Origin of the sequence: Actinacidiphila yeochonensis CN732, from assembly GCF_000745345.1 — a bacterium.
Taxonomy (GTDB): domain Bacteria; phylum Actinomycetota; class Actinomycetes; order Streptomycetales; family Streptomycetaceae; genus Actinacidiphila; species Actinacidiphila yeochonensis.
Genome location: NZ_JQNR01000005.1, coordinates 4395981 through 4422175, shown reverse-complemented (window position 1 = coordinate 4422175; position 26195 = coordinate 4395981). Strand labels below are relative to the sequence as shown.

At 74.0% G+C, this 26195-nt stretch carries 25 protein-coding genes; 12 read left to right on the top strand and 13 right to left on the bottom strand.

Annotated elements, in window-relative coordinates; all coding sequences use genetic code 11:
* The first annotated feature begins 489 nt into the window (after positions 1–489).
* Entirely contained in the window at positions 490–858 is a 369-nt protein-coding gene (locus BS72_RS29920) for a hypothetical protein (protein WP_051951829.1), read from the top strand.
* A 43-nt stretch (positions 859–901) separates the two neighbouring features.
* On the opposite strand, the gene BS72_RS29915 is transcribed toward BS72_RS29920, so the two are convergent.
* From BS72_RS29915 to BS72_RS29895, 5 genes are all read right to left on the bottom strand, one after another.
* Complete coding sequence (locus BS72_RS29915; RefSeq protein WP_107498914.1) at positions 902–1582, bottom strand: uracil-DNA glycosylase; 681 nt, start codon at positions 1580–1582, stop codon at positions 902–904.
* A gap of 113 nt (positions 1583–1695) precedes the next feature.
* Positions 1696–2511 carry an SDR family oxidoreductase gene (locus tag BS72_RS29910; RefSeq protein ID WP_078901745.1) on the bottom strand — a complete coding sequence of 272 codons (816 nt, stop codon included), beginning with the start codon at positions 2509–2511 and terminating at the stop codon, positions 1696–1698.
* Between the two features lie 188 nt (positions 2512–2699).
* Positions 2700–3461: a 3-oxoacyl-ACP reductase FabG gene (gene fabG / locus BS72_RS29905; protein WP_037914973.1), complete on the bottom strand. Its 762-nt coding sequence runs from the start codon at positions 3459–3461 to the stop codon at positions 2700–2702.
* Positions 3462–3633: 172 nt separating this feature from the next.
* On the bottom strand, positions 3634–4038 hold the full coding sequence (locus BS72_RS29900; protein ID WP_037914972.1) for a DUF3037 domain-containing protein: 405 nt from the start codon (positions 4036–4038) through the stop codon (positions 3634–3636).
* The gene (locus BS72_RS29895) at positions 4035–4853 is read right to left on the bottom strand and encodes a HipA family kinase (protein ID WP_037914971.1); all 819 of its coding nucleotides are present in this window, start codon (positions 4851–4853) and stop codon (positions 4035–4037) included. The genes BS72_RS29900 and BS72_RS29895 overlap by 4 nt, the downstream gene beginning before the upstream one ends.
* 53 nt (positions 4854–4906) lie before the next feature.
* Between BS72_RS29895 and BS72_RS29890 the strand changes: the two genes are divergently transcribed.
* Positions 4907–7063 (top strand): S9 family peptidase, encoded by a 2157-nt coding sequence (locus tag BS72_RS29890; protein WP_037914970.1) that lies wholly within the window; start codon positions 4907–4909, stop codon positions 7061–7063.
* Between the two features lie 71 nt (positions 7064–7134).
* Positions 7135–7626, top strand: coding sequence for a Rieske (2Fe-2S) protein (locus tag BS72_RS29885; RefSeq protein ID WP_037914969.1), 492 nt, complete (start codon positions 7135–7137; stop codon positions 7624–7626).
* 61 nt (positions 7627–7687) lie between these two features.
* Here the strand turns inward: BS72_RS29885 and BS72_RS29880 are convergent, their stop codons facing one another.
* Complete coding sequence (locus BS72_RS29880; protein WP_051951828.1) at positions 7688–8632, bottom strand: LysR family transcriptional regulator; 945 nt, start codon at positions 8630–8632, stop codon at positions 7688–7690.
* Between the two features lie 73 nt (positions 8633–8705).
* On the opposite strand from BS72_RS29880, the gene BS72_RS29875 reads away from it, so the two are divergent.
* Together BS72_RS29875 and BS72_RS32900 are read left to right on the top strand one after the other, a co-directional pair.
* Positions 8706–9749, top strand: coding sequence for a DMT family transporter (locus tag BS72_RS29875; protein ID WP_037918293.1), 1044 nt, complete (start codon positions 8706–8708; stop codon positions 9747–9749).
* 99 nt (positions 9750–9848) lie between these two features.
* Positions 9849–10871 (top strand): hypothetical protein, encoded by a 1023-nt coding sequence (locus tag BS72_RS32900; protein WP_051951826.1) that lies wholly within the window; start codon positions 9849–9851, stop codon positions 10869–10871.
* A gap of 78 nt (positions 10872–10949) precedes the next feature.
* Here BS72_RS32900 and BS72_RS29865 read toward each other — a convergent pair whose 3' ends face one another.
* Entirely contained in the window at positions 10950–12281 is a 1332-nt protein-coding gene (locus BS72_RS29865; RefSeq protein ID WP_078901945.1) for an aminotransferase class I/II-fold pyridoxal phosphate-dependent enzyme, read from the bottom strand.
* Positions 12282–12316: 35 nt separating this feature from the next.
* On the opposite strand from BS72_RS29865, the gene BS72_RS29860 reads away from it, so the two are divergent.
* Together BS72_RS29860 and BS72_RS29855 are read left to right on the top strand one after the other, a co-directional pair.
* Positions 12317–13072: a pyridoxamine 5'-phosphate oxidase family protein gene (locus BS72_RS29860; RefSeq protein WP_051951825.1), complete on the top strand. Its 756-nt coding sequence runs from the start codon at positions 12317–12319 to the stop codon at positions 13070–13072.
* Positions 13066–13710: an FMN-binding negative transcriptional regulator gene (locus tag BS72_RS29855; protein WP_037914968.1), complete on the top strand. Its 645-nt coding sequence runs from the start codon at positions 13066–13068 to the stop codon at positions 13708–13710. Before BS72_RS29860 ends, BS72_RS29855 begins: the two co-directional genes overlap by 7 nt.
* Here the strand turns inward: BS72_RS29855 and BS72_RS29850 are convergent.
* A complete protein-coding gene (locus tag BS72_RS29850) occupies positions 13699–14688 on the bottom strand; it encodes a DMT family transporter (protein ID WP_051952068.1) in 990 nt (329 codons plus the stop codon). The two genes, BS72_RS29855 and BS72_RS29850, sit on opposite strands and share 12 nt — an antisense overlap.
* 481 nt (positions 14689–15169) lie before the next feature.
* Positions 15170–15973: a pyridoxine/pyridoxamine 5'-phosphate oxidase gene (locus tag BS72_RS29845; protein ID WP_232792574.1), complete on the bottom strand. Its 804-nt coding sequence runs from the start codon at positions 15971–15973 to the stop codon at positions 15170–15172.
* Positions 15974–16580: 607 nt separating this feature from the next.
* Here BS72_RS29845 and BS72_RS29840 point away from each other — a divergent pair.
* The gene (locus BS72_RS29840) at positions 16581–17624 is read left to right on the top strand and encodes a LacI family DNA-binding transcriptional regulator (protein WP_051951824.1); all 1044 of its coding nucleotides are present in this window, start codon (positions 16581–16583) and stop codon (positions 17622–17624) included.
* Positions 17625–17786: 162 nt separating this feature from the next.
* Here the strand turns inward: BS72_RS29840 and BS72_RS29835 are convergent, their stop codons facing one another.
* Positions 17787–18434, bottom strand: a complete 648-nt coding sequence (locus BS72_RS29835; RefSeq protein ID WP_037914967.1) for a PadR family transcriptional regulator — start codon at positions 18432–18434, stop codon at positions 17787–17789.
* A 281-nt stretch (positions 18435–18715) separates the two neighbouring features.
* Here BS72_RS29835 and BS72_RS38965 point away from each other — a divergent pair, with 281 nt between their 5' ends.
* The 4 genes from BS72_RS38965 to tnpC all read left to right on the top strand — a co-directional run bounded on the left by BS72_RS38965 (position 18716) and on the right by tnpC (position 24081).
* Positions 18716–19873, top strand: a complete 1158-nt coding sequence (locus BS72_RS38965) for a TnsA-like heteromeric transposase endonuclease subunit (protein ID WP_232792573.1) — start codon at positions 18716–18718, stop codon at positions 19871–19873.
* Positions 19839–21170 (top strand): GNAT family N-acetyltransferase, encoded by a 1332-nt coding sequence (locus tag BS72_RS29825; RefSeq protein WP_232792572.1) that lies wholly within the window; start codon positions 19839–19841, stop codon positions 21168–21170. The genes BS72_RS38965 and BS72_RS29825 overlap by 35 nt, the downstream gene beginning before the upstream one ends.
* A gap of 187 nt (positions 21171–21357) precedes the next feature.
* Entirely contained in the window at positions 21358–21816 is a 459-nt protein-coding gene (locus BS72_RS29820) for a hypothetical protein (protein ID WP_198545983.1), read from the top strand.
* An 846-nt stretch (positions 21817–22662) separates the two neighbouring features.
* Entirely contained in the window at positions 22663–24081 is a 1419-nt protein-coding gene (gene tnpC, locus BS72_RS29815) for an IS66 family transposase (RefSeq protein ID WP_078901742.1), read from the top strand.
* A 71-nt stretch (positions 24082–24152) separates the two neighbouring features.
* Here the strand turns inward: tnpC and BS72_RS29810 are convergent, their stop codons facing one another.
* The 3 genes from BS72_RS29810 to BS72_RS29805 all read right to left on the bottom strand — a co-directional run bounded on the left by BS72_RS29810 (position 24153) and on the right by BS72_RS29805 (position 25622).
* Complete coding sequence (locus BS72_RS29810; protein WP_037914963.1) at positions 24153–24509, bottom strand: hypothetical protein; 357 nt, start codon at positions 24507–24509, stop codon at positions 24153–24155.
* 2 nt (positions 24510–24511) lie between these two features.
* A complete protein-coding gene (locus BS72_RS34895; RefSeq protein WP_198545982.1) occupies positions 24512–24919 on the bottom strand; it encodes a nucleotidyltransferase domain-containing protein in 408 nt (135 codons plus the stop codon).
* Positions 24920–25034: 115 nt separating this feature from the next.
* Complete coding sequence (locus BS72_RS29805) at positions 25035–25622, bottom strand: Imm21 family immunity protein (protein WP_232792571.1); 588 nt, start codon at positions 25620–25622, stop codon at positions 25035–25037.
* Between the last annotated feature and the right edge of the window lie 573 nt (positions 25623–26195).

Here is a 26195-nt window from a genome sequence, read left to right as displayed (position 1 = left end):
TGGGGGTGCTCCTGTCTGCTGCGGGTTGTGCCGGGACTGCCAGGGGCCGCCGCCGGCCCGGTGCCGCTCCGCCGCCGGTCCGGAGCCGGTCCGGAGCCCGTCCGTTGCCGGCCCGGTCGCCCGCCGCCGACGGGTTCCTTGATCACGCAGCCTACGGGATGCCTCAGGGTTCACCCGTGCGGGGAATGGCGCCGGGCTTCCGGTTGCGGTTGAGTTGTCCAGGTGCGTTGCCGTACCAGCCTTTTCACGCTGCTTGCCCAGCTCTGTACGCCTGTTGCGCCCTCACGCCCTGCTCCACCCGCCGTTCCTCTGACGGCGTCCGGCTCGGGAGCGGGAGCGGCCGAAGGTCGATCCGGGGGAGGCCGTCCGCCATGGGCGCGTCCACCCAGGACCGCCCCCGCTCACCCGGTCTCCCGATGGCGGCGGTCCGCTCTGCCTCTGGCGGCGGCGTCGATCGCGGTGTGCGCCGGGCTCGCGGGGTGCACGGAGGTGTCGGGGCGGCCCCTGGCGCCGGGCGCCGCGGCCCGTCCTGCGGCTTCGCACGGCGCGGCGGCGGCCCGGCCGGACGAGGAGTGGACGGCGCCCGCCCCCGAACACCGGGTACTGGCCACCGCCGAACCGCCCGCACCGTCCTCCGGGAGCCGGAAGGCACCGGGCACCGCGGCCGGAGCGGCACCTTCCGGCGGCGGTGCGGCCGCACGGCAGGGGGCGGAGGCTCTGGAGTCCGTCGGGCACGGCCCCGCGCTGCGGGGCAGGAGCCGCTCCACCCCCGACATCTGCCGGCTCGGCCAGTCCTACGGCGGCTGGGCGCCCGGCAGCCAGGCTGCCACCATCTGCCGGCGGGCGTACGGTCGTTGACCCCGGGCGGCGCGCGCGGGGTGCGCCGCCGGGGGTCAGGAGGTCACCGGGAGAGGTCCGGGACGCGCCAGTCGATCGGCTCGTGCCCCTGGGCCTTCAGCGCCTCGTCGATCCGCCCGAACGGCTTGCTGCCGAGGAAGAGCTTGGCCGACAGCGGCGAGGGGTGCGCGCCCTCGATGACCGTGTGCCGGGAGGTGTCGATCAGCGGGAGCTTCTTGCGGGCGTAGTTGCCCCACAGGACGAAGACGGCGGGCTGCTCGCGCTCCGAGACCGCCCGGATCACGGCGTCGGTGAACTTCTCCCAGCCCTTGCCCTTGTGTGAGTTGGCCTCCGCCTGGCGGACGGTGAGCACCGCGTTGAGCAGCAGCACCCCCTGGCGGGCCCACGGCATGAGGTAGCCGTTGTCGGGGACCGGGTAGCCGAACTCGTCCTTGAGCTCCTTGAAGATGTTCCGCAGCGAGGGCGGCGTGCGCACGCCCGGCCGCACGGAGAAGCACAGCCCGTGCCCCTGGCCCTCCCCGTGGTACGGGTCCTGGCCCAGGACGAGGACCTTCACCTCCTCGAACGGGGTGGCCTCCAGCGCCGCGAACACCTCGTCGCGGGGCGGGAAGACCTGGTGCGTCCCCCGCTCGGCCTCGACGAACTCGGTGAGCTGCTGGAAGTAGGGCTTGTCCAACTCCCCGCCGACAACGGCCTGCCAGGAGTCGGGCAGCATGCTGGGCACGTCGGGAACCTCCGGTGCGGATGATCGGGTGGCGCGGGTCGCGGACCTCTCTCCAGGAGAACGTACCGCCGACCACCGACACTCCCCCGCCCTCCCCTCGGCCGGCGTCCCGTTCAGACGTTGCCGGCGCGCAGGAAGAGGCCGCCGTCCACCACGAGGTTCTGGCCGGTGATCCACCCGGCCTGGTCGGACAGCAGGAACGCCGCGGCCCCGGCGACGTCCTCCGGGACGCCCAACCGCTTCATCGGGTAGCCCTCGGCCGCCTCCGCCTCCCGCCCCTCGTACAGCGCGGCGGCGAACCGGGTCTTGACCACGGCCGGGGAGATCGCGTTCACCCGCACCGCCGGCGCCATCTCCGCGGCGAGCTGGACGGTGAGGTTGACCATGGCGGCCTTGCTCATCCCGTAGGCGGCTATGAAGGGGGAGGGCGTCAGGCCGGCGACGGAGGTGATGTTGACGATGGCGCCGCCGTTCTCCTTCTGCCAGGCCTTCCAGGTCTGCTGCGCGAAGCCGAGCGCGGAGACGACGTTGGTCTCGTAGACCTTGCGGACCACGGCCAGGTCGACCTCGGCGAGCAGGCTGTAGACGGGGTTGGTGCCCGCGTTGTTGACCAGGTGGTCGACGCGGCCGAACGCCTCCATCGTCCGTTCCACGGCGGCGGCCTGGTGCGCCTCGTCGTGCGCCTTGCCGGCGACGCCTATGGCGCGTCCGGGGCCGAGCCGTTCGACGGCCTCCCTGAGCGCGTCCTCGTTGCGGCCGGTGACGCAGACGCGGTCGCCGCGGGCCACCAGGGCCTGGGCGATACCGAAGCCGATACCGCGGCTGGCTCCGGTGATCAGGGCCACCCGTCCGGTGTCCGCGGCGGGCCTGGGGTCCCCGGTGTCCTCGGGGAGGTGGCCGGCCTGGGGGTCCTGGGGGTTCTCGGTCATGGCGGTGCGGTGCCTTCGCTGTTCGTGGGCTGGTCGGGGGCCGTTCAGGGGCCGGTCCCCGGGAGCCGCTCGGGGGCTGGTGTCGTCCGGACGGCGGTCTCGGGGGCGCGGGTGCCGGGCGGCCGGAGCCGGGGGCCGGGGGTGGTGGCCCGGCCCCGGCCCGCCGGGTGGGGAGGACGGAGCCGGCGTCAGTCGAGCGGGCCGCCGGCGATGTACAGCACCTGGCCGGAGACGAACCCGGCGTCCTCGCCGGTGAAGAAGGCGACGGCGTTGGCCACGTCCTCGGGGCGGCCGACGCGCTGGACCGGGATCTGGCTGGCGGCGGCCGCCTGGAACTCCTCGAAGCCCATGCCGACGCGCGCGGCGGTGGCGGCGGTCATGTCGGTGGCGATGAAGCCGGGGGCGACCGCGTTGGCGGTGATGCCGAACTTGCCCAGCTCGATCGCGAGGGTCTTGGTGAAGCCCTGCATACCGGCCTTGGCCGCGGAGTAGTTGGCCTGGCCCCGGTTGCCCAGCGCGGAGGACGAGGAGAGGTTGACCACCCGCCCGAACCTCGCGTCGACCATGTGCCCCTGCGCCGCGCGGGTCATCAGGAACGCGCCGCGCAGGTGGACCCCGAGCACGGTGTCCCAGTCCGCCACCGACATCTTGAAGAGCAGGTTGTCGCGGAGCACCCCGGCGTTGTTGACCAGGACGGTCGGGGCCCCCAGCTCGCGAGCCACCCGGTCCACGGCGGCGGTCACCTGCTCCTCGTCGGAGACGTCCGCGCCGACCGCGACGGCCCGGCCGCCGGCCGCCGTGATCGCCGAGACGGTGTCCTTGCAGGCGCTCTCGTCGAGGTCGAGCACGGCTACGGCCCGGCCCTCGGCGGCCAGCCGCACCGCGGTGGCGGCGCCGATACCGCGGGCGGCCCCGGTGACGATCGCGACGCGCTGCTCGGTGGTGGACATGTGTGACTCCTCAGCCCGGGTGCGGTGGCCGCCCTGCCGCCCGTGGGACCGCGTGAGCGACCGCTTAGTAGGTACCTCGAACCGTAGGATCGCCGTGACCCACTGTCAACGCCACCGCGCCCCCGCGGCCCGGCATCCGCCGACCCGCGCCCGCCCCGCCACCGGGCACGGCTCACCGCACCAGCAGGTCCAGCAGCCGTTCGACCTCCGCCCGCGCGTCGGCGGTGAGCCCGGTGTGGATGGGCCCGGGCTGGACGACGGTGCTGCGCGGGGCGGTCAGCCACCGGAACCGGCGCCCCGGCTCGTCGCCGCCGGCCTGGCCGGCCGCCGCGCCACCCTCGCAGACGCCCAGGTAGCCCCCCAGGGCCGCCCGCACCCCCGCCACGTCGACGCCGGCGTCCAGGCAGCGCAGCCGCGCCTCGTCCAGGTGCACCCGGCCGCCGACGAACCCCTGCGCCCGGCAGTAGACGAGCACCCCCGCGTTGATCATCTCGCCGCGTTCGACCCTCGGCACCACCCGCAGCAGCGCGTACTCGAACACGTCGCGCCGCACCGCCCCGCCGCTTCCCCCGCTCACTTCGCGTTCTTCCCTTCCACCCAGGTGCGCAGCCAGGCCGGCGGCGGTTGCTTCTCGTGGCCCTTCCCGGTGGTGATCCGGGTGTGGATGTCGGCGGCTCGGGCGCCGAGCACGTCGACGTAGGCGGCGCGCACGGCGTCCGGCCCGTCGAACCCGGGCTCGTCCACGAGCCACTCGTCGGGCACCAGCGCGGTGACCTCGGCCAGCAGCCCCGGGGTCACCAGCGCGGCCATGGCCGGCGCGACCGCGGCCGGGTCGGGCGAGAAGCGGGCCAGGGCGTGGTCGGTGGCGTCGTACGGGCGGGCCGCGGCGGCGGGCGCGGAGGCCCAGTTGTGGTGCCAGATGAGGGAGGCGCCGTGGTCGATCAGCCAGGTGTCGCGGTGCCACACCAGCATGTTGGGGTTGCGCCAGGACCGGTCCACGTTGGCGGTGAGGGCGTCGAACCAGACGATCCGGCTCGCCTCCTCCGGGTCCACGGTGAACACCAGCGGGTCGAAGCCGAGGGACCCGGGCAGGAAGTCCATCCCCAGGTTGAGGCCGCCGCTGGCCTTCAGCAGGTCCTGGACCTCCTGGTCGGGCTCGCCGAGCGCGATCACCGGGTCGAAGCCGAACCGGACCAGCTCCGGTACGCGCAGGCCGAGCCGCCGCCCCAGCTCCCCCGTTATCACCTCGGCCACCAGCGCCTTGCGGCCCTGGGCGGCGCCGCTGAACTTCACCACATAGGTGCCGAGGTCGTCGGCCTCGACCAGGCCGGGCACCGAGCCGCCCTCGCGCAGCGGCGTCACGTAGCGGATGCCGGTCACTTCTCTCAACATCCCCCCAGGTTATGCGGTGGAGTTCCGTGCCCGGCCCGCTGGAGACTGCCCGCATGGACACCACCGCGCCCGACTCGCCCGCCGCCGCCCGCCCCGGGCGGGACCCGCGCCGCGACGCCTTCCCCGGCCAGTACGCCCGCACCCAGCGCCTCACCCTCGGCCTGCCGCACTCGTTCACCCTGGCCCCCGACGGGCGTTCGGTGCTCTTCCTGCGCAGCCGGGGCCCGGAGGACCGCGCCGGCTGCCTGTGGCTGCGCGACGCGCGCGGCGAGCATCTGCTGGCCGACCCGGCCCTGCTCGCCGGCCCCGGCGGGGAGGTCCCGGAGGCCGAGCGGACACGGCGGGAGCGGGCCCGGGTGCGCGGCACCGGCATCACCGGGTACGCCGCCGACGCCGCCCTGCGCCGCGCGGTGTTCGCCCTCGACGGCGCGCTGTGGGTGCTGGACCTGCCCGGCGGCGCGCCCCGCCGGGTGCCCGCCGCCGGGCCCGTGGTCGATCCGCGGCTGGAGCCGGGCGGGCACCTCGCCGCGTACGTGACGGGCGGCGCCCTGCACGTCGTCGGGCTCGACGAGGACGGCCCCGCCGACCGGGCGCTGGCCGAGCCGGAGGGCCCGGAGGTCGGCTACGGCCTGCCCGAGCACGTGGCGTCGGAGTCCATGCACCGCTACCGGGGCTACTGGTGGGCGCCGGACGGGCGGCGGCTGCTGGTGTGCCGGGTGGACGAGTCACCGGTCCAGCGCTGGTGGATCGCCGACCCGGCCGACCCCGGGCGCCCGCCGCGCCGGGTCGCCTACCCGGCGGCCGGCACCGCCAACGCCGTCGTCACCCTGCACGTGCTGGACGTGGACGGCGGCCGGACCGACGTCGGCTGGGACCGGGCGGCCTTCGAGTACGTGGCCGCCGCCGGCTGGGACGCGCACGGCCCCTTCGCCTCGGTGCAGAGCCGCGACCAGAAGACCCTGCGGGTGCTGGCCGTCGACCCCGGCACCGGCGCCACCCGGGTGCTGGACGAGCGGCGCGACCCCGCCTGGGTCCAGCTGGTGTACGGCACGCCCGCGCGTACGGCTTCCGGGCGGCTGGTGCACACCGCCGACGCCGGCGACACCCGCCACCTCGCCGTGGACGGCGCCGCGGTGACCCCGGACGGGCTCCAGGTGCGCGAGGTGGTCTCCGTGGACGGCGAGTCGGTACTCTTCGTGGCCAGCGAGGAGCCGACCGAGGAGCACCTGTGGTCCTACGAGCCCGGTGCGCCCGAGGGGCCAGGCCGGCTGGTGCGGCTCAGCGACGGGCCCGGCCTGCACACCGGCCGGCGCGCCGGCGACGGCCTGCTGCTGCACTCCCACACCCCGGCCGGGCACACCTTCCGGCTGCTGGCGGGCGGCACCGAGCTGGCCGTGGAGAGCCGGCAGGCACGGCCGCTGCTGGTGCCCGCCCCGGTACTGCTGGAGGCCGGCGGCCTCGGCATCCGCACCCTGCTGCTGCTCCCCTCCTGGCACCGGCCCGGCTCCGGCGCCCTGCCGGTGCTGATGGCCCCGTACGGCGGCCCCGCCGGGCAGCTGGTGGTGCGGGCCCTGACCGATCGGCTGGCGGAGGCGCAGTGGTTCGCCGAGGAGGGCTTCGCCGTGGTGGTGGCGGACGGCCGGGGCACCCCGGGGCGCGGCCCGCGGTGGGAGCGGACCGTCCACAAGGACAGCCTCAGCGCGCCGGTGGAGGACCAGGTGACCGCCCTGTGGGCGGCCGCCGCGCACTGCCCCGACCTGGACCTGGGACGGGTCGCCGTCCGCGGCTGGAGCTACGGCGGCACGCTGGCGGTGGCGGCGGTGCTGCGCCGCCCGGACGTCTTCCACGCCGCCGTCTCCGGCGCCGGCCCGAGCGACCAGCGGCTGTACGACACGCACTGGCGCGAGCGCTTCCTCGGCCACCCGGACGAGGACCCGGCCGCCTACGACCGCTCCTCGCCGATCAGCGAGGCCGCCGCGCTGTCGCGTCCCCTGCTGCTGGTGCACGGGATGGCGGACGACAACGTGGTGGCCGCGCACACGCTGCGGCTGTCGGCGGCCCTGCTGGCGGCGGGCCGCTTCCACCAGGTGCTGCCGCTGTCGAACGCCACGCACGCGCCGAGCGACCCCGCGGTGGTGGAGGGCCTGCTGCGCCATCAGGTGGAATTCCTGCGCCAGGCGTTGAACATCACGCCGCCCGCTGCCGTATGACCGTAGCGCGTGACAGCACGCCGCCGGCCGGGGCACCCCGGCCGGCCCCGCCAGCGGACAGGACGCACCCCATGGCCGACACCACTCCCCGGTTCCCGCACTCCCCCACCCGCCGCGGCGTCGTCGCGGCGGCCGGCGGCGCCGGTCTCGCCGCCGCGCTCACCGCCTGCGGCGGCTCGGACTCCTCCGGCAAGGCCGCCCCGCAGGACGACCGGTCGTCGGCCGCCTCACCGTCGGGTTCGGCGGCCGGGACGGCGGGATCGGGCTCCGGGGGCGGCACCGTGCTGGGGAAGTCGTCGGACGTGCCGGTGGGCGGCGGCACCGTCTACGCCGACCAGAAGGTCGTGGTGACGCAGCCGACCGCCGGCCGGTTCACGTGCTTCTCGGCGGTCTGCACCCACCAGGGCTGCACGGTGGCGAAGGTCTCCGACGGGCTGATCCAGTGCCCGTGCCACGGCAGCGCCTTCCACATCGCCGACGGCAGCGTCGCCACCGGTCCCGCCGTGGCGCCGCTGCCGGCGAAGCAGATCACCGTCTCCGGCGGCGAGATCTCCCTGGCCTGAGCGGCGGAGGCCGCCTGGGGCAGCCCGCCACCGCCGGCGCCCGTGCCCGTTCCAGGCGGCCTCAGGCGGCCTCAGGCGCCTGCGGCGTCCCGGGGCGCGCGGTGGACGGGAGGGTCCGCGCCGCCGCGCCGAGCGCGTCGACGGCGGCGCGGATCGCCGGGCGGCGGTCGGCGTCCGCGCGCCACACCGCGTAGACGTGGCGCCGCATCGTGTGGCGCACGGGGACGATCGCCACCCCCTCCGGGACCGGGCCGCGGCCGAGGCGCGGCATCACCGCGACGCCCAGCCGGGCCGCGACCAGGGCCAGGACGGTGGCGTGCTCCTCGGCGTGGTGCGCGACGCGCGGTTCGATGCCCTTGCCGCGCAGTGTGAACAGCAGCCACTCGTTGCAGAAGCCGCCGTCCGGCCAGGCGATCCAGTCGTCCCCGGCCAGCTCCTCCAGGTCGAGCGCGGAACGGCCGGCGAGCGGGTGGCCGGCGGGCACGGCGGCGTCGGCGATGTCGTCGTAGAGCGGCGCCTTGGCCAGCCCGCCGGGCAGCGAGAGCGGCTTGTTGTACCAGTCGAGCACCACCGCCAGGTCGATGTCGCCGCGGGCCAGCCGGGCCAGCGACTCGTGCGGCTCCAGCTCGTGGACGGAGGTCCGCAGTTGGGGGTGGTCGGCGCGCAGGGCGGCCAGGGCGTGCGGGAACAGGCCGCGCACGGCGGTCGGGAAGGCGCCGGCCAGCAGCTCGCCGACGGCCGCGCCGCGGTGCGCCTCCAGGTCGGCGTGGGCCAGTTCGACCTGCGACAGGATGCGCCCGGCGTGCCCGGACAGCAGCCGCCCGGCGTCGGTGAGCCGGACCCCGCGCCCGCTGCGGCCCAGCAGCGCCTGTCCGGTCTCCCGTTCCAGCTTGGCCATCTGCTGCGACACCGCGGACGTGGTCACGCCCAGGACGTCGGCGGCGGCGCTCACCGATCCGTAGACGTCGATGGCGTGCAGGACGCGGAGGCGATCCAGGCTCAACATGTTAGGAATTCTACGTCGTCGGCAAAGGAGAACTCTCTTGTACTAAGGAGTCGCCGCCGTCATGGTGGACGGCATGAGCGCATCCGCCGAGAGCCGCCCGCCTGTCGCCGCACCCCCAGCGGCCCCCGCGCCCGCCGCGCCGTCCTCCTCCCCCGCCTTTCCCGCCGCCTCGGGAGGGCGGGCGCGACGGCTGCTGGACTGGCGGCTGCGCTTCGTCTCGCTCGGTGTCGTGTGGGGCTTCAGCTTCCTGTTCATGAAGGTCGGCAACGAGGCGTTCGCGCCGCTCCAGGTCACCTTGGGGCGCCTGGTGTTCGGCACCGCCGTGCTGGCCGCCGCGGTCGTGGTGCGGCGGGAGCGGCTGCCGCGCTCGCCGCGCACCTGGGCGCACCTGGCGGTGAGCGCGTTCTTCCTCAACGCGCTGCCGTTCAGCCTCTTCGCCGTCTCCGAGCAGACCATCTCCTCCGTGCTGGCGGGGATGTGCAACGCGGCGTCCCCGCTCTTCTCGATCCTGGTCTCCCTGGTGGCGCTCTCGGAGGACCGTCCGAGCCGCCAGCGGCTGGCAGGCGTCGGCATCGGCTTCGTCGGGGTGCTGGTGGTGCTCGGCGCGTGGCAGGGATTCTCCGGGGAGGACCCCAAGGGCACGCTCATGGCGCTCGCGGCCGCGTGCAGCTACGCCGTGGGCTGGGCGTACGTGCGGCGCACCGTCGCCGGCGGCGGGGACTCCCACCTGGCGTCGTCCACCGGCCAACTGCTGGTCGGCACGGTGGAAATGCTCCTGGTCACGCCGTTCTTCACCTCGATGCCCTCGTCCTTCCCCCTCCGGTCCGTGCTGTCGGTGGTGGCGCTGGGCGCGCTGGGCACCGGCCTGGCCTTCCTGGTCCAGTACGGCCTGGTGGCCGAGAAGGGCCCGACCATCGGCGTCATGGTGACGTACCTGGTCCCGATCGTGGCCACCACGGCCGGCGTGCTGCTGCTCGGGGAGTCGCTGAGCTGGAACGAGCCGGTGGGCGCGGTGGTGATCCTGGCCGGCGCCGCCCTCACCCAGCTGCGGCCGGGCTCCCTGCCCCTTGGCCGCGGCGCGCGGCGGGCCGGCGGCGGGGGCTCCGGGCGGAGGTGACACGGCGGGACGTGGTATCCAGTGCGGTGGGCCCGCCCACCCCCACGCACGCGCCCCACGTCCGTGTTCACGTCCCGATCCCCGAAGGAGGCCGGCCGCATGCCGGAGCCCGGCCGCATGTTCTGGAAGTCCCTGCTGACCGCGCGCCGTCCGGAGGGCGAGGAGCTCCTGCTGCGGCGCGGGCGCCGTCTCGGGATCGACCGGTCCCACGGCGACCCGCGGCTGGTGGCGGCGCGGGCGGCGGCCGAACGCGGCGCGGACGGCTGGCCGGAGGTGCGCGGGCCGCTGGCCGCCGCGCAGGACGCCGACGACCTGGGCTTCCTCGTCGAGGGGCTGGCGGGCGTCCCGGGCCTGGAGCGGTGGATCGGCGGCGTGGCCGAGGCGGACGGCGCGGACCCGCTGCCGCGGCTGCTCTGCGCGGCCCGCCGGGTCGAGCGGGCCGGTCGCGGCCGCTGGGGGACGGGGGTCGCGGCCCCGGACGGCCTGTCCGGGCCGGCGGTGGCGGAGCTGGAGGCGGCCGAGGCGGAGCTGCGCGAGGTGGCGCGGCTGCGGCCGTCGGGGGCGGTGCTCACGACGGCCCACCACCTCGTCCAGGTGTGCGGGCAGGGCCTGGGGGTGGACGCTGGGACGGCGCGGGAGCGTTTCGAGGCGGTCGTCGGCAGCGCGCCCGGCCACCTCGCGGCACACCGCACGTACCTGCGGCAGCTGGCCGGAGCGCCGGAGGGTTCGGCGGAGCGGGTGCTCGCCTTCGCCCGGCGGGCGGCGGGCGCCGAACCCGCGGGCGGCCCGCTGGGCGAACTCGTCGCCCTGGCCCGGCTGGCGGAGTGGGCCGGGCTCGGCCGCGACCCCGAAGGGCCGTCCCTGCGCCGGCCCGAGGCGGTGGCGGAGCTGCGGCACGCCGCCGAACGCTCGGTGCTCCACCCGGACTTCGTCCGGCGCCGGGACTGGGCGCTGACCGCCAACACCTTCGCGCTGGCCTGCGCGCTGGCGGGGGACCACGTCTGCGCCCGCCGGCTGTTCCGGATGCTGGGCGACCGGGTGACCGAGATGCCGTGGCTGCTGCTCGACGAGCGCTCGCCGGCGGTCCCGTTCACCGCCTTCCGGGCCCGCGTCACGGTCTGAACGGCCCGGACGGCCCGGACGGCCCGAGCAGTCCGAAGGGTCCGGACGGTCCGAGCCCCGCCGGGAGCCGCGCTGCTCTCACCCCAGCCGGTCCGCGCCCGCCCCGGCCAGGACCCGCGCCACCGCGTCGGCCAGCGGCTCGACGTCCCGCGCGGTCAGCGGCGAGACCGTCAGCCGCAGACCGGGAGGCGAGGCGAGCCGGAAACGGGAGCCGGGGGCGACGGCCCAACCGCGCTGGAGCAGCCCGGCCACCGCGCCGGTCTCGTCGGGTACGGGCACCCACACGTTGAGCCCGCAGCGCCCGCGCGCGGGGACCCCGCGCCGGTCGAGGGCGTCCAGCAGCGCCTGGCGGCGGGCGGAGTAGGCGGCCGCCGTGGCGGTGGTGTCCACGGCCCCGGTCTCCCACAGGTGGACGACGGCCCGCTGGAGCAGATGGCTGACCCAGCCGGCGCCGAGCCGGTGCCGGCCCCGCACCCGCTCGCTGGTGACCGCGTCGCCCGTGCAGACAGCCAGCCGCAGGTCGGGGCCGTAGGTCTTCGCCGTCGAGCGGACCAGCCACCAGTGGCGGGTGGCGCCCGCCAGGCTGTGCAGCGGGAGGCCGGCCAGGCCGTGCAGGTGGTCGTCGTCGATGACGAGGACGTCGGGGTGGCCGGCGAGCAGGGCGCGCAGCTGTCCGGCCCGGGCCGCGGAGAGGGCGGCGCCGGTCGGGTTCTGGCCGCGGTCGGTGACGACGACGGCGCGGACGCCGGCGGCCAGTGCCCGCTCCACGTCGGCCGGCAGCGGCCCCTCGTCGTCCAGGCCGACCGGCACCGGGCGCAGGCCGAGCGCCGGCACCAGGTCGAGCATGCTGCGCCAGCCGGGGTCCTCCACGGCGACGGCGTCGCCGGGCCGCAGATGGGCCAGCAGCGCCCGTTCGATCGCGTCGAGCGAGCCGGAGGTCAGGCTCACCGGGCCGGCGGGGACACCGTCGGCGTCCAGGTCCGCGCGGGCCAGGCGGGCGAGGTCGGCGTCGACCGGCGAGCCGCCGTAGAGGGCGGGGGCGGCCGCGTTGCGGGCCGCGGCGGCGGCGAGGGCGTCGGCCAGCGGGGGCAGCAGGGCCGGATCGGGGTTGCCGTCGGACAGGTCGCGCACCCCGGGCGGGAGCGCGATGGGGATGGCCTCCCGGCCGGTGGTGGCCGGCCGGGGCCGCACCCGGCTGCCGCGCCGGCCGTTGGTCTCGATCACGCCCCGGTCGCGCAGCAGCCGGTAGGCGGCGGCCACGGTGTTCGGGTTGACGCCCAGCTCCTGGGCCAACTCCCGCAGCGGGGGCAGCACATGGCCGGGCTCCAGGGCGCCCGCCGCGACCGCCGCCTCGATGTCGGCGGCAATAGCCGATGCGCCGCGCCCAGCGATCCGATATTCTCCTAGCACAAACAGCATTATGCACTAGTGCAAAGGATGGCGCAATGGACTCGTCCCCCACCACGCCGACCGCTCCCGCACCTGCCCCCGGGAGCGCGGGTGACGACCCCCCTGGCTACCCGCCCAGCGGCCGGACCGACCCCACCCGCGCCCGGCAGCGCGTCTCCTACGACCGGGCTCTGGTGCACGCCGTCCTGGACGACGGCTACCTGTGCCACCTCGGGTTCGTCCGCGACGGCGCGCCGGTCGTGGTGCCCACGCTGTACGCCCGCGTCGGCGAGCGGCTCTACGTGCACGGCTCGACCGGCTCCCGGGCCGTACGGGACGCGGGCGGCGCCGGCGGCGAGGGCCGGCCGGTGTGCCTGACCGTGACCCACGTCGACGGGCTGGTGCTCGCCAAGAGCGCCTTCCACCACTCGGTCAACTACCGCTGCGTGATGGTGCACGGCCTCGCCCACGAGGTCACCGACCCCGCCGAGCGGGCGACGGCGCTGGACGCGATCGTGGACCAGGTGGTGCCGGGCCGCGCCGCCGACTCCCGTCCGGGCAACCGCAGGGAGCTGGCGGCCACCGCGGTGGTCCGGCTGGACCTGCGGGAGGTCTCGGCGAAGGTCCGTACCGGCGGCCCCAACGACGACCCCGAGGACGTCGGACTCCCGCACTGGGCGGGCGTCGTGCCCGTCACACCGTTCTACGGTGCCGTCGTACCCTCCGACCGCGGCCCGCGCGTCGAGGCCCCCGCCTACCTGCCGTCCGGTGCGCATTCCCGGGCCCGGCGGACGGCGGGTGCGGCGTGCTGATCCACCCCTGGGACGCGGCGGCCGACGACGCCGAGTGGCGCGCCTGGCTGGCCGCCCACGACTTCGGGCAGCTCGCCGTCAACGGCCTCGACGGCGAGCCCCCGTTCGTCCAGCCGGCGCACTTCCTCTACGATCCGGAACCCGGACGGCTCGGCGAGGTGCTGCTCCACCTGGCGCGGCCCAACCCGCTGTGGGCCGCGTTGGCGGCCGCGCCCCGGGTGACGCTGAGCGTCGTCGACGACTACGCGTTCGTCCCCGGTCCCTGGCACGCCCCGGTGGACGCCCCGCCAGAGCACGGCACGCCGACGAGCTTCTACGCCGCCGTCCAACTCCTCGGCACGGCCGCGGTGGTGGACGACCCGGAGGAGAAGGCGGAGCTGCTGCGCCGGCAGACCGCGCACTTCCAGCCGGAGGGCGGCACCGCCCCCGTGGCGCCCGGCACCGAGCCGTTCGGCCGGATGCTGCCGGGCCTGCGAGGGGTGCGGATCGAGGTCACCGAGGTGCGGGCTAAGTTCAAGTTCGGCGCGAACAAGCCGGAGCCGGTACGCCACCGGGTCTCCGGCCTGCTCGCCGAGCGGGGCGCCCCCGGCGACCAGGGCGCCCTGCGCAACCAGTTGCGGCAACTGTCACGCGACTGACGCGGCCGCCCCCGGTCCTGCCTGGTCCTGCCCGCCCTGGCGCAGTTCCTGCCAGGCCAGGCAGGCCACGGCGGCCAGCAGCATCGACGTCCCGGCGACGGTGGCCGGGGTGAGCCGCTCCCCGAGCAGCGCGACGGCGATCCCGGCCGCCGAGACCGGCTCGGCCAGCGCCACCACGGAGACCGTCGCGGCCCGCAGCACGGCGGCTCCGGCGAAGTACAGGGCGTACCCCACCGCGGTCGGCACCGACGCCAGGTAGCCGAGGAGCAGCAGGGTGCGGCCCAGGTGCGCCGCGTGCGGCAGCGGCCCCTGGGCGCAGGCGACCGGCAGCAGCACCAGCGCGCACACGCCGAAGGCGCGCAGCGAGGTCTCCAGCGGGTCGCCGGCGGTGCCCGCCCGCCCGTGCCAGCGGGTGAGCAGGGTGACGCCCGCGTAGCCGGCGGCCGACAGCAGGGCCAGCCCCACACCCGCCGGCCGTACTCCGGCGCCCCCGCCACCGAGGACCAGGACGGCCAGTCCGGCCGCCGCACCGGCCACCGCGGCCGCGCCGCCGCGGCCCAGCCGCTCGCCCATGGCCGGCCGCGCGGCCAGGGCGATCATCATCGGCGCAGAGCCCAGCGTCACCACGGTGGCCACCGCGAGGCCGGTGGCCTGGACGGCGCAGAAGTAGGCGGCCTGGAAGAGCGTCAGCCCCGCGCCGGTCGCCGCGGTGTGCAGGACGGCTCGGCGCCGCCGCCCCGGCGCGTCCGGGCCGGAGCAGCCGGAAGGACCGGATGGGCAGGTTGGGCAGGTTGGGCCGGCAGGGCCGCTACGGCGGGCGGCGGGCCGCAGCGCGCGAACGGCCAGCAGCAGGACGAATCCGCCGGCGGCACGCCAGAAGGTCAGGGCGAGCGGGCTGAGGCCGCTGCTCCGGTACAGGAGCGACGCCGCGGCGCCGGCGGTGCCCCAGGACGTGGCGGCGGCGAGGACGTAGAGCAGTGCCCGGACCGTCGTGGCCCGGTTCGGCGGTGTCCGCTCGGCGGCACCAGGGTCGGGCGCGGCCGGTGCGACGGGACGGGGTGCCTGGGCAGGCTGAACGTGCTGGTGCGACAAGGGGGTCTCCCGCGAAGGGTGAGTCGGAGTCGGACGTCACCGTCTGCGGGCAGCGCCGCACCGCCGGGGGTGGCCGGGCCTCGGCCTCACCTCCGGCACCGATCAGCTGCGCGCCGCCCGCCTGTCAGGCGGCGGGAGGCGAAAGGACCGTCGCGTGCACGCCCCCACCGTAGCGGCTCCCGTCAACCCCGCGTGCGGTCAGCTCCCTTGGCGCCTCCGCCGAGGCGGGGCGGGCGGGCAGGCAGGCGGGCAGGCGGGGCGGGCGGCTGCGGGCGGGGCTCGCGGGGCCGGCAGCCGGGCTCACGGGTCGGCGGACGGTGCTCGGAGCCGCCGCACCGCCGACGCCGGCCCGCCGCGCGGCGGCGGTTCAGGGCCAGAGCAGGTCGCGGTCCCACGCGTCCGTGGCGGCGTCCCTGGTATAGCGCAGGCGCAGGTGGAACCGGGGCGGGTCGGCCTGCCAGAACTCCGCCCGTTCGGCGCGCAGTTGGTACAGCACGTGGGTGGCCGGCACCCGCTCCGGCTCGGCGGCTACGGTGCCGCGCGCCTCCGCCATGGCGCGTTCGTACTCCTCGGGCCCGGCCAGCGGCGCGCTCATCGGTCCGGCGAAGGCGGCGGCGCGAGCGTGCGGGCCGCGCCCGAGGAAGTCGCGCCGGGTCGCCTCGGGGCCGCGGACCTCGACCCGCCCGGCCATCCGGATCTGGCGTCCGTGCGCGGGCCAGTACCAGCTGAGCGCCGCTCTCGGGTTGGCGGCGAGGTCGGCCGCCTTCGGGCTGCGCGTGTCGGTGGCGAAGGCGTAGGCGCAGGCCGCGGTGTCGATGCCGCGCAGCACCAGCACCCGGGCATCCGGGACGGCGTCGGCCGAGGCGGTGCTGAGCGTCATGACGTGCGGCTCGGGCACCCCGTCGTCCAGGGCCTGCTCCAGCCAGGCGGCGAACAGGTCACCGGGGGAGGCGGGCGCGGTGCGCGGGTCGAAGGACGGCAGCGGGCCGGCCAGGACGGGCGCGGCCCGCGCCTTGGCGAGCAGTGCCTCGTCCGGCGCCCGGTCGCCGGCCGGCCGTACGCCGGCTCCGCCCCCGGAGGCGGCGGCCCGGGCCGTTACGCCTGCCGCCGGCCCGGCCGCCCTCCGCCGCCGCGCGTCGTCCGGTGCTCCGCCGTCGTGCCTGCCGGCCACGTGTCCCGCCTTCCGTTCCGCTCGCCCGATCACTTCCGGCCCGGTCCCCCCGATCCAGCCCACCGTCCCTGTTCCGGGCGGCGGGGCGGCGGGGCGGGCCTCGCGCTCCCATCCCACCGCACAACGGCCGGTCCCGGGCGGTACGACCCGCCCGGAGCCCGCCCGGACCCGGCCCGGAACCGCGGTTGCCGCCGGTGCCGCCGGTGATGCCGGGCCCTGTGGTGGGGTGCAGGGGCGATCGGCGGCACGCCCCGCGTGACCGTGCGCGAGTACGTCGCCGGACCGCTTCGACGACGTACACCGGCACACCAGGCCACCGGCTCCGGCACCGGAGTCGGCGACGTCCCGCGCCGGGCTGCGCCGTGCTCACGGGTGCGCTCGGCGGCCGAGACTGCCGAGAACCGCGAGGAACTCCGTTCCCTCACGGGGCGGTTCCCCGTGCGGGCGACCGGCGGATGCCGTGAACGTCCCGACCGGCCGGAATCCCCGCTCGGGATCTCTGCGACCGTCAAGGCTGTACGCGTGCGCCGTTTTGGCGCACGCTTGCCCCAGAGCGTCACGCGCCGGGTGCCGCCGTCCGTGTCCGATCACGCAGAACGGGTCTTGTGTGAACATCCGCGAACTCGCCCGCCGCAGCGGGGTGTCGACCGCGACGGTCTCCCGGGCGCTCAACGACCGGGCCGAGGTCAGCGAGGCCACCCGCGCGCGGATACGCCGGCTGGCGAGCGAACTCGGCTACGCCCCCAACGAGCCGGCCCGCACGCTGGTCCGCAGGCGCTCGGACACCATCGGACTGATCTGGGACAGCGGGCAGGAGGCGCGCGGGCTGCACAACCCGTTCCTGCTGGGGCTGCTGACCGCGGTGCGCGCGGCCCTGTCCGAGGCCGACTACCACCTGATGCTGCTCACCACGGCGGCCCCGCACGAGCCCGACACCGCCTACGTGCAGGCGGTGCGGCGGCACAACCTGGAGGGCGTGATCATGCTGACCACTCCCCCGGACGACCACTGCCTGCGCACGCTGGCCGCCTCGACGGTGCCGTGCGCCGGCATCGACACCTCCTACACCGGTCCGCTCACCGTCCGCGTCAGCTCCGACAACGCCGCCGGCGCGGAGGCGGCCGTACGGCACCTGTACGACCTGGGGCACCGCCGGATCGCCACGGTGACCGGGCCGCTGCACCTGCCGCCGGCCGCGGAGCGGCTGGCCGGCTACCGGCGGGCGTGCGCGGCCCTGGGGCTCGGCGTGCCGGAGGAGTACGTGGTGGAGGGGGACTTCTTCCTGGCCAGCGGGGAGGCCGCCGGTCGGCGGCTGCTGGCGCTGCCCGAACCGCCGACGGCCATCTTCGCCGCGGGCGACCAGATGGCGATCGGGGCGATGCACGCCGCCGCGGACGCGGGGCTCACCGTCCCCGGCGACCTGTCGGTGGTGGGCTTCGACGACATCGACGCGGCCTCGCTGGTCCGGCCGGCGCTGTCCACGGTGGCGCAGGACCAGCGCGCGCTCGGCGAGGCCGCGGTGGCGGCGCTGCGGGATCTGCTCGACGCGGGGCCCTCGGCGGGGCGGCGGGAGCCGGAGCCCGCGCCGGAGCCGCCGCGGATCGTGCCGACGCGGCTGCTGGTGCGCGGCTCCAGCGGGCCGCGCAGGTAGGGCGGGCGGCACCGGGACCGGGTCCCGGGTGCGCGGGCCGATGTCCGCGCGGGCATGACGCGGGCGTGACGCGGCCCCGCCGTACGCGCTCGGTGCGGCGTACAGCGGGGCCGTGGCGGGTCGGGGACAGCCGGGCGGTCCCGGCAGCCCCGGCGGGCTGCTTCAGCCCTCGTCCTCGTCGGCGAGGATCAGGTAGAGCCGCTTGCGGGCCTCGTTGACCACCTTGAGGGCACGCTCGCGCTGCTCGGGCGTACCGGTGGCCCACACCTGGCGGAACGCCTCGATCAGCCCCCCGCCGGCCTTCCTGACCTCGTTGAGCGCGTCCCAGTCGACGCCGCGCCCGGCGTCCTCCCAGGGCGCCTCGGGCCCGGCGTCGGCCTCGGCGCGGCCGGTGTCGGTGAGGGCGAAGAGCTTCTTGCCGCCCTCGCTCTCGCTGGCGATCAGGCTCTCGTCCTCCAGCAGCTGCAGCGTCGGGTAGACCGAGCCGGGGCTGGGCTTCCACGCGCCGCCGCTGCGTTCGGCGATCTCCTGGATCATCTCGTAGCCGTGCATCGGGCGGTCCTTGAGCAGCGCCAGGATCGAGGCCCGCACGTCTCCGCGCCTGGCCCGTCCGCGCGGCCCGCCGCGCCCCCGTCCGCCGCCGGGGCCGAACGGCCCGCCGCCGCCGAAGGGCGGCCCGAACGGCCCGAACGCCGCGCGGCGCCCGTCCCGCTCGCCCCACCCGTGCGGGCCGCCGCCGCAGGGTCCGTGGTGCCCGTGCGGGTGTGCGTCCGCCGGGCCGTGTCCATGTCCGTTTCCGTGGGAGTGCATGATGTCGCTCCTTCTTTCGTAGATCTTTCGCGATACCTCAACGATATATCGGAACCGATCGGCTGACAACAGCCTCCGACCTGCGCGGATGTTGTCCTGCCTTCGTCGACCTGGCCCCTGTCTCAGGTGATCTGGTCCGGTTCGTTTGTGGTCTCAAGTGATCTGGTTCTCACGGTGTACGGAACGGGTGGTCGCTCGATGGGGTGATGGCTTGTGGCTCCGGGGCATGGCCGCGTTTCGGGTGGCCGACGCTGACAGCGAGAGCGTCGGGGGAGGTGGCCGTGAGCGAGCCGGTGAGGTCGGGGTCCGCATGGGAGTACGTGTCGGACGTGCAGGTGGGTTTCGTCGGCGTCGACGGGGTCGGACGGCTGGGGTCACTGGCCCGCTGCTGGGACGAGCCCTTCGAGCGTGCTGCCCCGGTTAGGAGGTTCATCGCGTTCGAGGGGCAGAAGAACTTCACGGGTGAGTACTGGGCGGCGTCCTCGCGTGACCTGGTGGGTTACGAGTCGTGGGTCGAGCGGGATGCCGCGATGGCCCTGGACTTCGACCCTGCGGTGGTGGCCTTGGCCTCGCAGCCGTTCTGCCTGTCCTGGTGGGATGGCGATCGGGATCGTCAGCACACTCCGGACTACTTCGCTCGGCTGGCCGATGGCACCGGTGTGGTGGTCGATGTCCGGCCGGAGGGTCTCGTCGATGAGGAGGCCGCTGAGGTCTTCGCGTTCACCGCGGAGGTCTGTGCAACTCCGAGCCGCCGACCTCGCCGAGGCAGCCGCCGGCGACGAGCAGGACCAGGCCGACGACACCACCGACGAACAGGAGCAATGCGCGTGACGACCACCGTCCCCGACGCGCGCACGGCCCCCGCCCTGGCCGCCCGCCACCGCAGCACCGACGCCGCCCTCGGACGAGTCCGCGACGCCATCACCCGGCTCCGCCGCGAGAAGACCCAGATCAGCGTCGCCGCCGTCGCCCGCCGCGCCAACGTGTCCCGCACCTTCCTCTACGACCACCCCGACGCCAGAGCCGCAGTCGCCACCGCGATGGCCGAAGCCGGCGAACGACGGAGCCAGATGGTCACCGACCAGGACGAGGCACGCGAGGCGACCTGGCGTCAGCGGGCCCTGAACGCCGAGGACGCCCTCAAAGCCGCCCACGCCGAGATCCTCACCCAGCGCACCCGAATCGGCGAACTACTCGGCCAGGTACGCGACTTGGAAGCCGAATGGACCCAGGAAGCCATCCAGCGGATCACCGCCGAGAACACCACCCTCAAACAGCGCGTTCGCCAGCTCACCACCGACAACCGATCCTTCGACGAACGCCTCAAGGCCGCCCGATCCAACCTCAGATTCCAGGACCGCCGGGTCGCGGATCTGGAGGCTCGACTCACCGAAGAGCCCAGCAATGACCACGCAGACCGACAAGACCGGCTTCCTTGAGGATAATTCGATCGCGCTTCGGCCCGATGTCCACTACACAGGCTCGGTGACTGATCCCTATATCCTCCGCCCCGTCAGCGACAGCGAGTTCAACATCTGGGCCCGCATGGTCACTGACACCTACGGCGGTGACCTCTCCGATGAGGAACTCGCAAACGAACGCGCCACCATCGAGCTGGACCGCACAATAGGCGCGTTCGACGGGGACACCCCTGTGGGAGGCGCCGCCGTCCACCCCCGGTCCCTCACGGTTCCCGGCGCCGTGCTCCCGGTCGCAGGCGTCACCTGGGTCGGCGTGGCCCCTACCCACCGGCGCCGCGGCATCCTCACCTCGATGATGCGCAAGCAGCTCACCGGCCTGCACGAGTCCGGTGGTGAGCCGATCGCCGCACTGCGTCCCTCTGAGGCCGCGATCTACGGCCGCTTCGGCTACGGTCCCGCCACGCGCGGCAACCAGCTCCGGTGCGAGAAGCGGGCCATGCACTTCCGCCCCGGAATCGACTTCGGCGACGGGACCATCCGGCTCCTGAGCCGCGACGAAGCCCGGCCGTTGATGGAGAAGGTCTACGACCAGGTCCGGACCGGCTCAATCGGCTGGCCCGACCGAACCAACCGGTTCTGGAACAGCCGGCTGAACGACGCGCCGCACTCGCGCGGGGGAGCGACATCGCTGCGATTCGCCGTGCACCACAGCCCAGGCGGCGACGCCACCGGGTACGCGCTCTACCGGCTCAACAGCGCGCGGGACGCCCTGGGCAACAACGCAAGCGCGGTGCAGCTCGTGGAGCTGGCGACGGCCACTCGGTCGGCATACGCCGCGCTGTGGCACTTCCTCGCCGGGATCGACCTGGTGCCGTGGATCGAGTACGAGGCCGCCGTGGATGAGGCGTTGCCGCACCTGCTGACCGAACCGCGGGCGGTGCGCTCGACCGTGGTCGACCGGCTGTGGGTTCGGCTCGTCGATGTCGACCGGGCCCTCGCTGGACGCCGCTATTCGACACCGCTGGACGTGGTCCTGGACGTCGAGGACCACGTCTGCCCCTGGAACACCGGACGCTACCGGCTGCAGGCCGAGGGGGACACAGTCACCTGCGGGCGCACGAAAGCCCCCGCAGACCTGCACCTGACCTCGGCCGAGCTGGGTGCTGTCTTTCTGGGCGGCACGACGCTCGCCTCCCTCGCAGCCGCAGGCCTGGTCCAGGAACTGCGGCCCGGCACACTGGCCCGCGCCACACGTGCCTTCCGCGCCGATCGCGAGCCCTTCTACCCCGGTGGCTGGGCATTCCCCGCATACTGAACGCCCCCGCAGGCGGGGGCAACCCGACGGGCCGCCCCCGCCTCCTCATGGCCGTGTCACGGCAAACAGCCACTAAAAGAATCACCCCAACAGGCGACACCGAAGAGCCCCAACCCAGCGTCACGGACATGTAGTCTATGAATCGTCGCAGTTCAGAGCCGGTTCACGAGCTCCTGCGGTCGGTAAAGTGGACGAACTGCACAATCTCTCCCTCGCGACCCGCAGCGGAGCCGAGGTCTCCGACACCCTGAAGTACTTCTCCGAGCGCATCCCGGCCACTTTCGTCTATGCCGGAGTCGACCTGGAGGCAAATGGCCTGTTCAACGGCACCCGGGGACGTCAGATCGCGAGCCGGTTCGGAGTCATCGAAACCGTCGCGTTCCCCCGCACCGAGGAGTGGACCGGCCTGGTCACCACCCTCGAAGAAGCTCTGCGGCTGCACCACCACCGGCCGGGAACCCTGGAAGGGCTGGCCCACTACCTCCACGACCGCACCGGCGGCATGATCGGCTCGCTGTCCCACCTCATCCGCGGGGCCGCCCTCGACGCCATCCTGGACGGCACCGAGAAGATCACCCGCAAGTCCCTGCAGAACGTGAAACTCGACCGCGCAGCCGAGACCCGGAAGTCCAAACCGGCCTCATGAGCATCATCGAAAGCAGCGTGATCAGCGGAAATATCCGCCCGTTGCCCGTCCAGGTCCGCCCGCGAGGCGGCGAAGGAGTCCGGTCGTTCATCGTCCGCCTCGCCCATGCCAACCACCTGACCCCCGGCTATCTACGGATGTTTCTCTGCGAACCGCCGGATCATCGAGGCATCCCGAGCTGGTCGCGGCTGGCGGCCGTCACGGGCCGCGATCCGGACTTCCTGCGGATCACGCTGGAGACCCGGCACTGCCTAGAGTGCGGCGCCGCCATGCCGCCGCTCGGCATCCTCGGACGTCAAGCACTGCGCTGTTCGCAGGCTTGCCGCCAGAAGGCATACCGCAGACGCCACCCACTCAGCGAGTGGATGCGAGTGCCCTGCAGTCAGTGCGGCGAGATCATGCGAATCCGACCCGGACGGCGCCGCCACCTGTGCTCATCGCGCTGCCGCCGGGACGCCTACCTCGAACGACAGCGACGCCGCCCAGAACGATCCGACCAGGCCGAGGAAACCGAACCACCCCTGTGTCCCATCTGCGAGCGTCCCCTGCCGCCCGGAAGGCCCTCTTCGAAACGCCGAACGTGTTCCCAACCGTGTCGTCAGCGGGCATACCGCTGGCGAAATGCACCACCGCCTCACCCAGTTGCATCCCTGGCTGAAGGAGCAGAACTGTCGTCGCCGCCATCGCTAAGGCTCTGCGAGGTCTGCTCAGCTGCACTGCCCCTCGGCCCTAACCAGGCACAGCGGTAGCTATTCACATGGGGTGGCGAGCGGGTTCGTCTCGCCCGGGCTCCGGCTCATGGCTCGGTAACGGTCGAGGTTCCGGATCGTTGAGCATGTTGTGGATATGGGGCTGGAGGCGCTGGATCGCGGCGAGTTGGTCGCTGCGCTGGTCACGGCCCTTGGTCGGATCGAGGAGCTGACTGCTCGCGTCGCCGAGCTCCAGGACCGGTTGAACCGGGACTCCTCGAACTCCTCGCAGCCTCCGTCCTCGGACGGCCCGTATCGCAAGCCGCCACCGAAGGCGTCGGCAATGCGGAGAAAGTCCGGGCGCAAGCCGGGCAAGCAACACGGCGATCCCGGGGCCACCCGCCGCCAGGTCGCCGATCCGGACGAGGTGATCGAGCGCCCGCCACCGGAGTGCGGAAACTGTGGGACCGACCTGGCCGATGCCACAGTGTTCGGTGTATCCAAGCGGCAGGTGTTCGAGGTGGCCGCGCCCCCGCCGCCCCTGGTCACCGAGTACCGGGTGATCTCCAAGACCTGCCCGTGCTGCGGCACGGTCACCGTCGGGCCGACGCCCCCTGGCGCAAGCGGCCGGGTGCAGTGGGGTCCGGGAGTGAAGACCCGGGCCGTGCTCACCGTGATGGCCCATCACCTGCCCTCCGGCCGCGCGAAGCGGCTGCTGCGGGACCTGGCCGGCATCGACTGCTCGACCGGCTGGCTCGTCAACGTCCGCCGCCAGGCCGCCGCCGCTCTGGAGCCGTTCATGGCCCACATCCAGCAGATCCTGCACCGGGCCCGGCTCCTGCACGTGGACGAGACCACCGCGCGGTCCGCCGGGAAACTCGCATACCTGCACGTGGCCTGCGACGACACGTTCACCGCCATGCACGTCGGAGGACGCGGCATCGCCGACATCGACGCCGGGAAGATCCTCGACGGCTTCGCCGGGATCCTGGTCCGCGACGGCTACGGCGGCTACACCCACCTCGTCGACGCCGTCCACGTCTGGTGCGGCGCCCACACGCTTCGAGACCTCAAGGCCGTCCACGACGCCGACCCCGGCCACCAGCAGGGCACCGAGGCGATGGCCAACACTCTGGTCCTCGCCCTGAAGGCAACCCACGAAGCCCGCCGGGCCGGCCGCGAGGCGCTCTCAGAACAGGAACTCACCGAGATCCGCTGCCGCTACGCGGGCGCGATCGCGGCGATGCGCTCGGACAACACCCCCGGCAGGACCCCACTCCAGCAGCGGACCCTGACCCTGGCAGCTCGCTTCGACAAGCACCGCGACATGATCCTGGCCTTCATCCACGACCTGACGATCCCCTTCACCAACAACGCAGCCGAGTTGGAAGTAAGAGGGGCGAAGATCCGCCAGCGGGTCTCGGGGTGCTGGCGAACCCTTGCCGGACTCGCCGACTTCGCCGTCATCTGGTCATACCTGTCCACCGCCGCGAAACACGGCATCGAGCACCTCGACGCCCTCGTCCGCCTCTTCACCGACGGGCCTTGGCTGCCACCGCAGCCGACCGCCACTTGACTTGGTGAACTGTTCCCCGTCCGTGGAGAAGTCAGCTCTGGTCGCGAGCCGGTCTCGCGGTTGTGGCCTCTTCACGGATCGAGCCGGGCGATCCCGCCGCGCCATGGCAGCTCGTCCTCGAAGGAGCATGCGGCCACCGCGGGGATACCCGCACCCCACATCGCCGTAATAACCCTTGCGGCGGTCCCTGCGACCCACTCGTTGGTGGCGTCGGTGTCGGCCTCGATCTCCACGAACGTCGGCCAGCAGACGAAATCTTCGTTCATCCCCGCGTCAGGGTTCTTCAACACGTCCACCATCAATTCGGTGAGCTGCATGCTTCGGCGCTGGAACTCGCCTCCCAGGAGTTCAGCCAGCATCGCCATGATCTCCAGCAGCTCCGCCGAACGAAGAAAGATCTTGCAGAACTGGTGTGTGTCGTCAGCCATGATCAGGGAACCTCGATGAAGGGTGGGTTGTCGAACGGGCCGCTCTGTCGGATCACCGACAGGTCTACATCCATACCAAGCTGCGCTTCCAAAGATCTCCGAATCCCGCTGACCCCAGCCTCACCGGCCTGGATCTTGCCGGTGTCCATCGCCCACATCATCGTGCGCTCCTTCGCACTGCCCGGGTTCGGCGACCCGAAGCGTTCTTGAATCAGCTCGTCAAATCGCTCAGGCGATACCCTGATGGCCAAGTCGATGTCCGAATCAGGTCGCGCAGTGCCAGCGGCTCGGCTTCCCTGCACGACGATGTCGTCCCCAAGATGCCCGGCACCCGCGCGCACCGTCTTCGCGGCATCTGCGAATTGATCGTCGGTCAGACCCTGCGGTGGACCATCTGAATAGCTACGCACAGCGGCGAACCTGCTCTCACCGCTGTCACCAGAGGGCCTACCGCGAACGTCTGTCCTGCGACACCAAACTCTCAGCATGTGCCATCGAAGTATGAATGGCGCGGGATACCAGCCTTCAGACCGAGCCATCCTCGGCAACAAGCTGCACCACGCCGACCCACGCGAACTCGTTCTTCGTATGGACAGCGCGGACCCTCCACCGACCTGCCGAAAGCTGCACGGGAGCCTGTTCCGGCCGGCCACCACCGGGATACTCCACTCCGAGATCCGCGCCGGCCACGGCCGAGTCCATCAGCACCGCCGGGCCATCAGTGACCCACAAGCCGCCGTCCTCCCATGGAGTATCCGGGTCGGCAACGACTGCTTCCGCTCCGGCGAGCAATTCTTCCTGCGAATCCGCAGCCAGCCATCGCACGAAGACCAACTCCTCCGACAGGAAGCACGTCATCGCGGGTTCATCGGCCAAGACAAGCGCCGTCGCAGCCTCCGCGCGCACGGCGATCACGCCAGCCCAGTCGTCGACCTCGCAAGCCCGGTCATAATCATCACGGCCACCGTCCTCGCCCAGGACGGCTCCCTCCTCCGTGCACCCGCCCCATGCGCCAACGCAGGACTCGGGGACCACGATCAACGGACCGCCCATCGAGCTGACCCAAGCCAGCTCAGCGCGGTCACTGCGATCAGATTCAAGGGCATCATTCATGCGCGCAGTCTGCCGCTTGCCACTGACACCGGACAGCGGCTGGGCGGGCCCGTCGAGGACAGTCAGCCGGGGCACAGGACAACATCGGTCGATTCGCTGAACCTGGACCACATCAGCTGAGATTTTCGACTCCTCCTCATCTCAATCCATCTGGTCGCCGCAGGTCACGGGCATGGTCAAGAACCAGATCACTTGCGACGGGTCAGGATGTGTCCTGCCTTCGTCGACCTGGCCCTCCCGGTCCTCCCGTCGGGCACCGGCCGGTCCCACCGGGGTTCGACGACCGCCTTGCCCGTCTCGCCGGAGTTCGCCCGCCGGGCCGCGCACCCTCGGCTCCGCGCCCCGCCATCCGAGGGGGCCCCGCCGACTGGTCGCCGACGGGCGCGCGTACCTGTGGCCGGAGGAGCCGCGCGCGGTGGAGGTCGACGGCTGGACCCGGCTGGAGGCCGGCAGCCGCGCCCGCCGGGGACGCCGGCCCGGCAGGTCCCTCAGGGAGCGGCTCCGGCCTGCCGGGAACCGGCGGCGGCGCGTCCCGATGAGGCAGCGCCCTGGCCAGGAGGCCGGCGCACCGCA